Source organism: Rhizobium sp. R711 (genome assembly GCF_002211365.1).
GTDB lineage: Bacteria > Pseudomonadota > Alphaproteobacteria > Rhizobiales > Rhizobiaceae > Rhizobium.
On record NZ_LOKZ01000035.1, the window covers coordinates 40530 to 52467 of the forward strand.

15 protein-coding genes are annotated in these 11938 nt (G+C 60.4%); 4 read left to right on the forward strand and 11 right to left on the reverse strand.

What is annotated here, in order from left to right; genetic code table 11:
* Positions 1 to 59: 59 nt before the first annotated feature.
* Together ATY80_RS22455 and ATY80_RS22460 are read right to left on the reverse strand one after the other, a co-directional pair.
* Positions 60 to 809, reverse strand: a complete 750-nt coding sequence (locus tag ATY80_RS22455; protein ID WP_088694525.1) for an SURF1 family protein — start codon at positions 807 to 809, stop codon at positions 60 to 62.
* Complete coding sequence (locus tag ATY80_RS22460; protein WP_088694526.1) at positions 802 to 1185, reverse strand: DUF983 domain-containing protein; 384 nt, start codon at positions 1183 to 1185, stop codon at positions 802 to 804. Before ATY80_RS22460 ends, ATY80_RS22455 begins: the two co-directional genes overlap by 8 nt.
* 131 nt (positions 1186 to 1316) lie before the next feature.
* On the opposite strand from ATY80_RS22460, the gene ATY80_RS22465 reads away from it, so the two are divergent.
* Entirely contained in the window at positions 1317 to 1958 is a 642-nt protein-coding gene (locus tag ATY80_RS22465) for a chloramphenicol phosphotransferase (protein WP_088694527.1), read from the forward strand.
* 60 nt (positions 1959 to 2018) lie between these two features.
* On the opposite strand, the gene ATY80_RS22470 is transcribed toward ATY80_RS22465, so the two are convergent.
* The 7 genes from ATY80_RS22470 to ATY80_RS28730 all read right to left on the reverse strand — a co-directional run bounded on the left by ATY80_RS22470 (position 2019) and on the right by ATY80_RS28730 (position 7677).
* Positions 2019 to 2897, reverse strand: a complete 879-nt coding sequence (locus ATY80_RS22470; protein WP_088694528.1) for a cytochrome c oxidase subunit 3 — start codon at positions 2895 to 2897, stop codon at positions 2019 to 2021.
* Positions 2898 to 2955: 58 nt separating this feature from the next.
* Positions 2956 to 3561 (reverse strand): cytochrome c oxidase assembly protein, encoded by a 606-nt coding sequence (locus tag ATY80_RS22475; RefSeq protein ID WP_088694529.1) that lies wholly within the window; start codon positions 3559 to 3561, stop codon positions 2956 to 2958.
* Entirely contained in the window at positions 3558 to 3698 is a 141-nt protein-coding gene (locus ATY80_RS29090) for a hypothetical protein (RefSeq protein ID WP_028747883.1), read from the reverse strand. The genes ATY80_RS22475 and ATY80_RS29090 overlap by 4 nt, the downstream gene beginning before the upstream one ends.
* Entirely contained in the window at positions 3698 to 4654 is a 957-nt protein-coding gene (locus ATY80_RS22485; protein WP_088694530.1) for a heme o synthase, read from the reverse strand. The genes ATY80_RS29090 and ATY80_RS22485 overlap by 1 nt, the downstream gene beginning before the upstream one ends.
* A gap of 69 nt (positions 4655 to 4723) precedes the next feature.
* The gene (gene ctaD / locus ATY80_RS22490; protein ID WP_088694531.1) at positions 4724 to 6427 is read right to left on the reverse strand and encodes a cytochrome c oxidase subunit I; all 1704 of its coding nucleotides are present in this window, start codon (positions 6425 to 6427) and stop codon (positions 4724 to 4726) included.
* Positions 6428 to 6445: 18 nt separating this feature from the next.
* Positions 6446 to 7339: a cytochrome c oxidase subunit II gene (gene coxB, locus ATY80_RS22495; protein ID WP_189637240.1), complete on the reverse strand. Its 894-nt coding sequence runs from the start codon at positions 7337 to 7339 to the stop codon at positions 6446 to 6448.
* Between the two features lie 35 nt (positions 7340 to 7374).
* Positions 7375 to 7677: a hypothetical protein gene (locus ATY80_RS28730; protein ID WP_141105584.1), complete on the reverse strand. Its 303-nt coding sequence runs from the start codon at positions 7675 to 7677 to the stop codon at positions 7375 to 7377.
* Here ATY80_RS28730 and ATY80_RS22505 point away from each other — a divergent pair.
* The 3 genes from ATY80_RS22505 to ATY80_RS22515 all read left to right on the forward strand — a co-directional run bounded on the left by ATY80_RS22505 (position 7676) and on the right by ATY80_RS22515 (position 10281).
* Complete coding sequence (locus ATY80_RS22505; protein ID WP_007793136.1) at positions 7676 to 8263, forward strand: invasion associated locus B family protein; 588 nt, start codon at positions 7676 to 7678, stop codon at positions 8261 to 8263. The two genes, ATY80_RS28730 and ATY80_RS22505, sit on opposite strands and share 2 nt — an antisense overlap.
* An 85-nt stretch (positions 8264 to 8348) precedes the next feature.
* Entirely contained in the window at positions 8349 to 9764 is a 1416-nt protein-coding gene (tldD, locus tag ATY80_RS22510) for a metalloprotease TldD (RefSeq protein ID WP_088694534.1), read from the forward strand.
* Between the two features lie 19 nt (positions 9765 to 9783).
* Positions 9784 to 10281: a GNAT family N-acetyltransferase gene (locus ATY80_RS22515; protein WP_088694535.1), complete on the forward strand. Its 498-nt coding sequence runs from the start codon at positions 9784 to 9786 to the stop codon at positions 10279 to 10281.
* 3 nt (positions 10282 to 10284) lie between these two features.
* Here ATY80_RS22515 and ATY80_RS22520 read toward each other — a convergent pair whose 3' ends face one another.
* Together ATY80_RS22520 and ATY80_RS22525 are read right to left on the reverse strand one after the other, a co-directional pair.
* Positions 10285 to 10593 carry a pyrophosphatase gene (locus ATY80_RS22520; RefSeq protein WP_088694536.1) on the reverse strand — a complete coding sequence of 103 codons (309 nt, stop codon included), beginning with the start codon at positions 10591 to 10593 and terminating at the stop codon, positions 10285 to 10287.
* A gap of 58 nt (positions 10594 to 10651) precedes the next feature.
* Complete coding sequence (locus ATY80_RS22525; RefSeq protein ID WP_088694537.1) at positions 10652 to 11938, reverse strand: D-alanyl-D-alanine carboxypeptidase family protein; 1287 nt, start codon at positions 11936 to 11938, stop codon at positions 10652 to 10654.

Here is an 11938-nt window from a genome sequence, read left to right on the forward strand (position 1 = left end):
TGTTCCGGTGTGTGAAGATAGCGCTCTCTAGCCCAATATAGGCAAGAATTGAAGCGATACTATTGCGCCGGCCCCCGCTTACGGAAACGGGCGACCACAACGATGATCACGAGCGTTGCCGCAAGCCCATACCATGTGAAGGCATATTGCAGATGGTTGTTGGGCAGATCGACATCGGTGACACCGCCGATCGGCAGCCCCTTCGGATTGGGGGTATCGTCCGCGTCCACGAAGAAGGGAACGACTTGAGCCTGGTCGAGCCCGACACTGGAGGCCATCACATCGAGGTCCTTCCAGTAGAAGATGTTCTTCGCTACATCATTGTCGGGCACGACCCAGGATGGCTTGCCTGCCAGTTTTGCGCGGGCGAGACCGGTGACCGTCTGCTGATCGGTCAGCTGCCCCTGCATGCGCATTTCCGGTTCCTTGTTCTCATAGGGAACGAAACCTCTGTTGACGAAGAGATAGCGGCCGTCGGCAAGCTGCAGCGGGGTGTAGACATAGAAGCCTGTCTGGCCATGCCAGGTCGCGAAGAAGTGCCGCTCCTTGCTGTTGACGTATTCGCCGGTGACCGTGATGTGACGATAGTCGACGTCCTCGCTTTTCGATGCCATGCCTTCGATATCGGCAAGCGATGCCGGCGGCGCCTGCCGGCGCTCGGCGATGTCGGCGAGCAGCTTTTCTTTCCAATGCAGCCGCTCGACCTGCCAGGTACCGAGCGAGAGAAGAATCGCCAATGCGATCAGCACCGCCGTTCCGGTGAGGATCGACCGCTTCCGGCGAGACGCCGAAACATGAACTTCAGTCACGAGAGATGCGCCCCTCGCTGGCGTTATGGCGATACTGCATCGCGATCAGGATCCCCTTGCACCAGCGCAGGGCAAACAGGGAGAGAATGACGGTTAGAGGGCCGAACAGCAGAATGTGCAGCCAGATCGGCGGCGCGTAGTTGACCTCAAGCCACAGCACCGAGCCGATGATGATGAAGCCGACAATCAGAATCACGAAGACCGCGGGACCGTCGCCGGCATCGGCAAAGGCGTAATCGAGACCACAGGCCGAGCAGCGCGGCCTCAGCGCCAACAAGCCGTTGAAGAGCTTTCCCTGGCCGCAGCGTGGGCAGCATCCCTTAATGCCTGTCTTCACCGGATCGACCGGCGGGAAATGTGCGCTGTCCTCGTTCATGCCATCCTTCCAATTGCCTATGGCCAACCAGGGCCTCTGCCTTAACTCACCCATAAAGTATTCGCAGAGGGAAAGGAAATACCTGCGCTCTTTCGCCTCAGCGATTCGCGCCAAACAGAAGAAGAAAACTGATGACCTACGACAGCTCGGCCGGACAGATCGTCATTCTGAACGGCGCCCCGCGCAGTGGAAAATCGTCGATCGCCAACGCGATCCAGGAGCACTTCGATGGCCCCTGGATGAACCTCGGCGTCGACACCTACAACGACATGACACCGGAGCGCTATCTGCCTGGGATCGGGCTGCGCCCAGGCGGAGAACGCCCCGACCTCGAGGAGATGGTTCCGTTTCTCTATGCCGCGCTCTATGAGTCGATCGCCATTCATGCCGGGCTCGGCCTCAATGTGGTGGCTGACCTCGGCCATCACGACAGCTACTCTCAGCCGCTCGGCATTCTCGCCGATTGCGCGCGCCGGCTTGAGGGATTGCCGGTGCTTTTCGTCGGTGTCAGATGTCCGATCAAGGTCATCATGAAGCGGCGAAACATCCCTGTACCCGGGGGACATACGCTTTATGTGAAGGCGACCGAAAACGACGCGGTCCCCCATCCCGTCCAGCTCTGGCAGGAGCAGGTCCATATCCCCGGTATCTACGATCTTGAGGTGGACACCTCGGTGTTGACGCCGCTCGAATGCGCCGAAGCAATCCGGCAACGCCTCGACCTCGGCATTCCCGAACCCTCCGCATTCCAGCGCATCGCCGCCATGCGATGATCCAGAAAACAAAAAGGGCGGGTGCCGTGGCACCCGCCCTTTTTAATCCATGACCTCGGCTCAGCCCGCAGCCAGCGGCGCGCCCCAGCCGCCCCAGACGTAGATGCAGAAGAACAGGAAGAGCCAGACGACGTCGACGAAGTGCCAATACCAGGCCGCTGCCTCGAAGCCAAAATGCTGTTTCGGCGTGAAGTCGCCGCGGATCGCGCGCAGCAGGCAGACCAAGAGGAAGATCGTACCGATCAGAACGTGGAAACCATGGAAGCCGGTCGCCATGAAGAAGGTCGCGCCGTAGATCGAATTCTTGAAGGCGAACGGAGCGTGTGCGTATTCGTAGGCCTGTACCGTCGAGAACAGGATGCCGAGCAGGACGGTCAGCGTCAGGCCCTGAATCAGGCCCCTGCGGTCGTTATGCAGCAGCGCATGGTGGGCCCAGGTGACTGTCGTGCCGGACAACAGCAGGATGACCGTGTTGTAGATCGGCAGGTGCCAGGGGTCGAGGACTTCGATCCCCTTCGGCGGCCACTGACCACCGGTAAAGGCAAGGCGGGAGGCCTGAATCGCTTCGTTCGGGAAAAGGCTGGCGTCGAAGTAAGCCCAGAACCAGGCGACAAAGAACATCACTTCCGACGCGATGAACATGATCATGCCGTAGCGAAGGTGCAGCGAGACGACGCGCGTATGGGCGCCTTCATCTGCTTCCTTCACGGTGTCCGACCACCAGCCGAACATGACGTAGAGAATGATCGCAAGGCCGATGAAGAACAGCCACGGATGGGCCCACTCGACGCCGAAGAGGTGCAGCGAGCCACCGTTGAGATAGCGCATGAAGCCGACGCCGCCGAACGTGATGACGAACGCGCCGATCGAAGCCAGCAGCGGCCACGGGCTTGGGTCGATGATGTGGTAGTCGTGATGTTTCTGATGAGCATCAGCCATGTAAGCTATCCCCGGATCTCTTCCTCTCCGCTCCGGCATAGCCGGAAACGAACCTCAATCAAAGTTTCTTTTCAAGCTTTACCGTTCCACCCTCATTCGAAGCCACCGGCTTCGGACCCTCTTTCGGATAGAACGTATAGGACAAGGTAACGGTGTGGATATCCTTCGATTCCACAGCCTTGGTAATATCAGGATCGATATAGAACACGACCGGCATCTCGAGCTTTTCGCCCGGCTTCAAAACGGTCTCATTGAAGCAGAAGCACTGCACCTTGTTGAAATAAACGCCCGCCTCGCCAGGGGTCACGTTAAACACTGCCTGACCGCGCTGCGGCTCGTTCGACTTGTTCACCGCGGTGAAATTCACCTGAATGGTTTCGCCGATGCGCGGGTTGACCTCGCGCTCGACCGGCTTGAACTCCCAGTCGAGACCCGGCGCAACGTTGGCGTCGAAAGTGACTCGCATCTTGCGGTCGAGGATCACGCTGGAAGCCTGCTCGACGCGCTGCGTCGTGCCGTTATAGCCGGTGAGCTGGCAGAACATCCGGTAGAGGGGAACAGCAGCATAGCTGGCAGCGCCCATCCCGAAGACGAAGGCAAGGCACATGAAAACGACGGCACCGTTGTTACGCGGCTTTCTCGGCGTGCTCTGCATCTCGCTCATCCCATGTGCCCCGACGTAAACTTCACGATCGTGATCGCGTAGAACAGCACGACCAGCCCGGCAAGGACCAGACCGAGAGCGACATTGCGGTTGCGGCGCGACTTGCGCTGCGCTTCCGTAAGCTTGACGACGTCCATCAGAAAATGCCTCCCGCGTGTGAAACGAGCACAGCCGCAAGCCGGTCGAACATCAGGGCGGAGAAGATCGCGAAGAGATACAGGATCGAGAAGCCAAAGAGCTTCTTCGCCGGGATCATCTTCTCATCGCCGTCCGGCATCCGCCAGACGGCGATGGAACAGTAGATAAAGATTGCGCCGAGTGCTGCGGCCACCAGGCCGTAGCCGAGGCTCGCAAAACCGAGCGCCGTCGGCAGTACGCCGCACACTGCCGTCAGCACGGCGTAGGCAACGATCTGATGCTTGGTGGTACGCTCGCCCGATACGTTGGGCAGCATCGGGACACCGACTGCCTCATAGTCTTGCATCTTGAACAGCGCCAGCGCCCAGAAGTGAGCTGGCGTCCACAGGAAGATGATCATGAAGAGCACGAGGCTCTCGATGGTGACGGTCCCGGTCACGCAGGCCCAACCGATCATTGGTGGAAAGGCACCGGCTGCACCGCCGATGACGATGTTCTGCGGCGTCGAACGCTTCAGCCACATCGTATAGATCACAGCGTAGAAGAAAATCGTAAAGGCGAGGATCGAGGCTGCGAGCCAATTGACGGCGAGCCCGAGGATAATCACCGAAAAACAGGAAAGCACCAGACCGAATGCCAGAGCCTCGCGCGGAGCGATACGGCCGGCCGGGATCGGACGCTTGGCGGTGCGGGTCATGATCGCATCGATATCGGCGTCGTACCACATGTTGAGTGCGCCGGAAGCGCCCGCGCCGATGGCGATGCAAAGGATGGCAATGAGACCGAGAACCGGGTTGATGTGGCCCGGGGCCAGAACGAGACCGGCAAATGCAGTGAAGACCACGAGCGACATGACGCGCGGCTTCAGGAGCTCGAAATAATCGCGCGCACTCGCTTCCGACAGGCGGAACTCGCCGTCGTGTGCCAGAGCTTTGCGGTTGCCGATTACTGTCATTCTCTTGTCCTGCAAACTTGTAAGCCGACCGCCGCACTGTAACACGCGGCGGTCGCAATTTCTCGCATCTTACTTGATGCGCGGGAGCTGTTCCCACTGGTGATACGGCGGCGGAGAAGACAGCTGCCATTCGAGCGTCGTTGCGCCCTCACCCCACGGATTGTCCCCGGCAACGCGCTTCTTGGCGAAGGCTTCAAAGACGCCGATCAGGAAGATCAATACGCCGACGGCCGAAATGTAGGAGCCGATCGAGGAAACATAGTTCCAGCCGGCAAATGCATCCGGGTAGTCGATGTAGCGGCGCGGCATGCCCGCGAGGCCAAGGAAATGCTGCGGGAAGAACACCAGGTTGACGCCGATAAACATGACCCAGAAGTGCAACGTGCCGATGAACTCGTTGTACATGTAGCCGGTCATCTTCGGGAACCAGTAGTACCAGGCAGCGAAGATGGCGAAGACTGCGCCGAGCGACAGAACGTAATGGAAGTGGGCCACAACGTAGTAGGTGTCATGCAGCGAACGGTCCAGGCCGGCATTGGCGAGCTGAACACCCGTGACGCCGCCAACGGTGAACAGGAAGATGAAGCCGATCGCCCAGACCATCGGCGTGCGGAAGCTGATCGAGCCGCCCCACATCGTCGCGATCCAGGAGAAGATCTTCACGCCCGTCGGAACGGCGATGACCATCGTTGCGAACACGAAGTAGCGCTGCGCATCGAGCGACAGACCGACGGTGTACATGTGGTGAGCCCAGACGACGAAGCCGACGGCACCGATCGCGACCATGGCGTAGGCCATGCCGAGGTAGCCGAAGACGGGCTTCCGCGAGAAGGTCGAGATGATGTGGCTGACGATGCCGAAGCCGGGCAGGATCAGGATGTAGACTTCCGGGTGACCGAAGAACCAGAACAGGTGCTGGTAAAGGATCGGGTCGCCGCCGCCCTCAGGCACGAAGAAGGATGTGCCGAAGTTGCGGTCGGTCAGCATCATGGTGATGGCGCCGGCGAGAACCGGAAGCGACAGCAGCAGCAGGAAGGCGGTGATCAGCACCGACCAGGCAAAAAGCGGCATCTTGTGCAGTGTCATGCCCGGAGCGCGCATGTTCAGGATCGTGGTGATGAAGTTGATCGCACCGAGGATCGAGGACGCACCAGCGATGTGGAGCGCAAAGATCGCAAGATCGACAGCAGGCCCCGGCGTACCCGAGCTCGACAGCGGCGGATACATCGTCCAGCCGCCGCCTGCGCCGTAAGCGCCGGCAGGACCTTCAACGAACATCGACAGGATAAGCAGCAGGAAAGCCGGAACGATCAGCCAGAACGAGATGTTGTTCAGACGCGGGAACGCCATGTCAGGCGCACCGATCATGATCGGCACCATCCAGTTGGCAAAGCCGCCGATCATCGCCGGCATGACCATGAAGAAGATCATGATCAGCGCATGCGCTGTCGTGAACATGTTGAACATCTGCTTGGCGCCGTCGATAGCGGCGTCGCCTTCATAGCCGTAGACCATCGATGCCAGACCGTGGAAGATCTGGATGCCCGGCTCCTGCAACTCCATGCGCATGGCAACGGAGAGCGCGCCGCCGATGATGCCGGCGATGATCGCGAAGATCAGGTAAAGCGTGCCGATGTCCTTGTGGTTCGTCGAAAAGAACCAGCGATTGACGAAGCTCGGCTTGTGCGAGTGATCGTGGTGGTCGTCATGGGCGTGCGCGCCATGAGAAAGATCATGCGAGTGATGATCGTCGTGTGCGGAAGGTCCAGCCATGTCCCGTTCCCTCTTCCCTTACTTAGCCACGTTTTCGGCAACGTTGACGGTCCCTGCGGCACCATCGGTTGCGGCCATGAGTGTTTTGTACGCGCCCGGCAGATCGGTAGCCGCACCGGCGAGCCACTGCTTGTACTTGTCCTCGGAAACGACGCGGATGGCGATCGGCATGAACGCATGATCCTTGCCGCAGAGCTCGGAGCACTGGCCGTAGAATAGGCCTTCGCGCTCGGCGCGGAACCAGGTTTCGTTCAGGCGACCCGGAACGGCGTCGATCTTGACGCCAAAGGACGGCATGGCGAATGCGTGAATGACGTCGGTCGGGGCAGCGGTCACGAGAACGCGGACAGTCTTGTTGACGGGCAGAACAAGCTCGTTGTCGACAGTCAGCAGGCGCGGATAGATCGCCTTGTCTTCCTTGCCGGCGGCTGCGCGGTCGGCATCCTTAAGCAGGAAGGAATCGAAGGCGAGCGGGTTTTCGCCCGAGCCTTCATATTCGTAATTCCACTGCCACTGCGTCGCGGTCGCCTTGATGGTGACGTCAGGATTTTCCGGCAAGGTCAGCTGGGCGGTCAAGAGATTGAACGAAGGCACAGCGAGGAAGAGAAGCACGAGGACCGGTCCCACGGTCCAGGCAACTTCGATCATCGTATTGTGGCTCGTTTTGGACGGCACCGGGTTTGCGCCGGCGCGGAACTTGAGACAGACGACGATAAGAAGGACCAAAACGAAGAGCGTGATCGGAACGACAAACCACAGGGTATATTGTTCGAACCAATGAATGTCCCGCATGATCGGCGTGGCTGCCGGCTGCAACGTCGCCTGCCACGGCATCGGTTGGTCGGCATAGCTGCCGGAAGCAAAAAGCAGACAGACCAGCGCGGTCAGAGCTGCATAAGCCTTCTTAATCACGTTAAAATCTCCCTCGAGCGCTGATCTGCGCAAAATCACGCACAGAATCCTTGCCATCTCAGCGCTTCAAACCACAGTTTGTCATTGATCGCAACAGCCCAAAGCGTTTGTTCGTGCGGCATTTTCGCTTTCAGCCAGGCTGATCCAACCATAACGAAACATTCCATCTTTTCGTTATAATCGGTGAAATATCGCTTGCGACCGTGCCATCCCACCAACATTCTCGGATAAACGTCCCATTTCCGCCGTAGTCCCCGGCTTTTCAGCGCATGGGGCTTTTCATTTTTGGTGGCGCGCCCCAACTTAGCGGCACTGATTCGAATTGCAGAGGTTTTCATGGGTTTCCGTTCCCTCGCACGGCCGTTCGTGCTGACAGCGTGCATTGCGGCCGCGGCGACTGCTCCCGCTTTCGCCCAGCAGCAGCCCGCGCCGGCACAGCCCGCGCCCCAAGCTCCGGCGACGCAGGCAACGCCCGGCCAGACGCAGCCGCAGGCACCCGGCACCGTAAAGTCGAACCACGGCGCATGGTCGGTGGTCTGCGACAAGCCGGCTGGCGCCTCGACTGAGCAGTGCGCCTTGATGCAGAACGTCATCGCCGAGGATCGGCCTGAAGTCGGTCTCTCCGTTGTCGTGCTGAAGACCGCGGACCGCAAGTCGAAGATCCTGCGCGTTCTGGCACCGCTCGGCGTTCTCCTGCCGAACGGCCTCGGCCTCAATGTCGATGGCAAGGATATCGGCCGGGCCTATTTCGTCCGTTGCTTCGCCGATGGCTGCTATGCAGAGGTTGTTCTCGAGGACGAACTGCTGAAGACCTTCCGCAGTGGTGCCAGTGCGACTTTCATCGTCTTCCAGACCCCGGAAGAAGGGATCGGCATCCCTGTCGATCTGAAGGGCTTCGCCGAAGGCTACGACGCCCTCCCCTGACCTTCTCATTTTTCGGGGCTTGCTCGAACCGTCCACCGGACCTACATCGGCTGAGAGCATTCCTGCTTCAGCGGAGCATAAAGACATGAATACGGATCTCCTCACGCTTTTCGATGCCGACGAAGCGAAGATGCGCTCGCTCGTTGCCGAGGCGCTTTCGGGCGCTGATGACGGGGAGCTCTACATCGAACACGCCCAGGCGGAATCGCTGATGTTCGACAATGGGCGCCTGAAGGGCGGCAGTTTCAACACCGAGCAGGGTTTTGGCCTGCGCGCGGTTGCCGGCGAAGCCGTCGGTTACGCGCATGCGGGCGACCTTTCGGTTGCCGCCCTGAAGCGAGCGGCCGATGCGGTTGGCGCCGTCACCCGCGGTCATTCCGGCAGCTATGCGGCGGCTCCCCAGCGGACCAACAAGAAGCTCTATTCCGACGAGAACCCAATCGGCACGCCGACCTTCGAGGAGAAGGTCAAGGTGCTGCAGGACATCGACGCCTATCTCCGCGGCAAGGACGCCAAGGTGCGCCAGGTCACCGCGTCGATCGCCGCCAGCTGGCAGGTCGTCGACATTCTACGCGCCGACGGTCACTGCGTTCGCGATATCCGCCCGATGACTCGCATCAACATCTCGGTCATTGCGGGCGAAGGCGATCGTCAGGAGAGCGGCTCCTACGGCAGCGGCGGCCGCATCGGCTTTGGCGATTTCATCGCCGAGGACAACTGGCAATACGGCGCCGACGAAGCCTTGCGGCAAGCGCTGGTAAATCTGGAGGCGATCGAGGCGCCGGCTGGCACCATGGACGTCGTGCTCGGTTCCGGCTGGCCAGGCGTCATGCTGCATGAAGCGGTCGGCCACGGGCTCGAAGGCGATTTCAACCGAAAGAAGACGTCGGCCTTTGCCGGCCTTCTCGGCCAGATGGTCGCGGCACCCGGCGTGACCGTCGTCGACGACGGCACGATCGACAACCGCCGCGGCTCGATCACTATCGATGACGAGGGCACACCGTCCGGCTACAACGTGCTGATCGAAAACGGCAAACTCGTCGGCTACATGCAGGACCGGCAGAATGCCCGCCTGATGGGTATGGCCCCGACCGGCAACGGACGTCGACAGGGCTACGCACACGTTCCGATGCCCCGCATGACCAACACCTACATGCTGGGCGGCGACAAGACGCCGGAGGAAATCATCTCCTCCGTCAAGAAGGGCATCTATGCCGTCTCGTTCGGCGGCGGTCAGGTGGATATCACGTCAGGCAAGTTCGTATTCGGCTGCACAGAGGCCTACCTGATCGACAACGGCAAGATCGGCGCCCCAATCAAGGGCGCGATGCTGATCGGCAACGGGCCCGAGGCCATGAAGCGCGTTTCGATGGTCGGCAATGACATGCAGCTCGACACCGGTATCGGCAATTGCGGCAAGGCCGGTCAATGGGTTCCTGTCGGGGTCGGCCAGCCGCACCTCAGGATGGATCAGATCACCGTGGGCGGCACGAAGGCTTAGTCGAGAACGAGAAGCGGCGATGAGCGAAATTGAAATCAGACCTTTCGTTGGTTCCGATGTCGATGATGTTTTCTCGGTGATCCTGCCGATCCAGCGCGAAGAATTCGGGATAGAGATCACAGCCGACGATCAGCCGGACCTCTCCTCCATCTCTGACTTCTATCAGTCCGGGAAGGGTCAGTTCTGGGTCGCCGTGCGCAACAGTCAGATTGTCGGCACGATCGGGCTGAAGGACATCGGCAACGATCAGACGGCACTGCGCAAGATGTTTGTCGCGGCCGACGTACGCGGCCACGAACACGGCGTCGCGGCAAGGCTTCTGGCGGAACTGCTGGCACATGCGGAGACCGAGGGAATCAAGGACGTCTTCCTTGGAACCACGGACAAATTCCTTGCAGCACATCGGTTCTACGAAAAGAACGGATTCGGCGAAGTTTCGAGAGGCGAGCTGCCGCGGTCGTTTCCCCTGATGGCTGTGGACAGCAAATTCTATCGACGCAGCATCATTGCGGCCTAACGTCTAGGCCTGCTCCGGCTGGAAGAGCCATTTGCGCTTGATCGCCGCCGAGAGATCCAGATCGTTCCTGTGGGCAAAAAGAAGGACGTGGCCCAGCACGTCCGCCGCCTCGTCAGCGAGATCGCGCACCAGTTCCTCATCCGATCGGCCCTTCCGGCGTCCTCTACCGCTGACGCGGTTCCAAGCCTGGGTAAGCTCGCCGATTTCCTCCTGAAGCTTCAGCAGAAACCAGTCTGCGTCGCGCTCGATGCCGTTGGCATCGGCATAGTTCCGTGAAGCACGCTCGAACTTTTCAGCGAGATCATTCAGCATGATGTTCTCCTTCTGTTTACAAAGGAGAACCCTGATTCTGTCGGAAAGTCGAGATGGATCAGCCGTGATCGGGCAGCAGCATGCAGTCGTAGGAACGCTGCTTCAGGGCGTCACAGGCAGATGCAGCCGCCTCTCGGCTCTGGAAGCCGATGAAGCGAGCGCGATAGACCTTGTTCGCGCCATTGCCGACAGCCTCGGTATAGGGCGACGCGGCTTTCAGGGCCGCACCACCCTCGGCCTTGGCCTGGGCAAGAAGGGCGCGGGCGGCATCGTCGCTCGATGCCGCTGAGATCTGAATCTGCCAGTCACCGGAAGCCGCCGGCGCACCAGCGGATTTAGCGGCGGGCTTGCCGACACTGGCAATGCCGGCAAGAGCGGACGGACGCTCCATCGGTACTGTCGTTTCGCTCAGATAGCCCAGCGCCTTTGGCGACAGCTCATTGGTGCGGGGCGCGGTTTCCGGGACCGGCATGTCGCTATCATCCGCTGCGGAAGCGACTTCCACCGACTGGCGAGCGTTCGTGCTTGCGACGAGCCGCGCGCCGCCGGACGAGGACGCACGGCCGAGATACTTGTCGAGCAAACCGGCCATCTTGTCGTCGCGGCTGCGGGCGGTGCGGCCGCCGAGCACGACACCAACGACGCGGCGGTCGCCATCCTTCACGGCGCTGACCAGATTGAAGCCCGAGGCATTCGTATAGCCGGTCTTGATGCCGTCCATGCCCTGGTAGCGGTACATCAGATTGTTGTGGCCGCGGATCGTGCGCCCACGGAAAGTGAAGCTCGCGGTCGAGAACAGTCGGTATTCGCTCGGGTAATTCCGCATGAGCGCCACGGCGAGCGTGGACATGTCACGTGCGGTGGTAACCTGCCGGCCATCCGGGAGACCCGAAGCGTTATAGAAAGTCGTGCGGCTCATGCCGAGCTGCCGTGCCTTCTGCGTCATCATGCTGGCAAAGTTGCTTTCCGACCCACCGAGCTTCTCGGCCATGGCGGCGGCGGCATCGTTGGCCGACTTGGTGATCATGCCGAGGACCGCGTCGCGAACCGTGATGGAATCACCGGCGCGAACGCCGAGTTTCGTCGGCGGACGCGAAGCGGCGTATTTCGACATGACGAGCGGCGTGTTCCAGGTGATCTTGCCGCGGTTGATCGCCTCGAAGGCCATGTAGATTGTCATCATCTTTGTCAGCGAGGCTGGATGGTTCAGCACGTCGGCATTCTCGGCGCTGAGCACCTTTCCGGTTCGGGCATCCAGGATCAGGGAGGCGCTGCCTGCCATCGCCGTCAACGGCGCCGCAACGACAAGCGTCGCGGTCATAATCGCGGCCAACAGCTTTTTCAT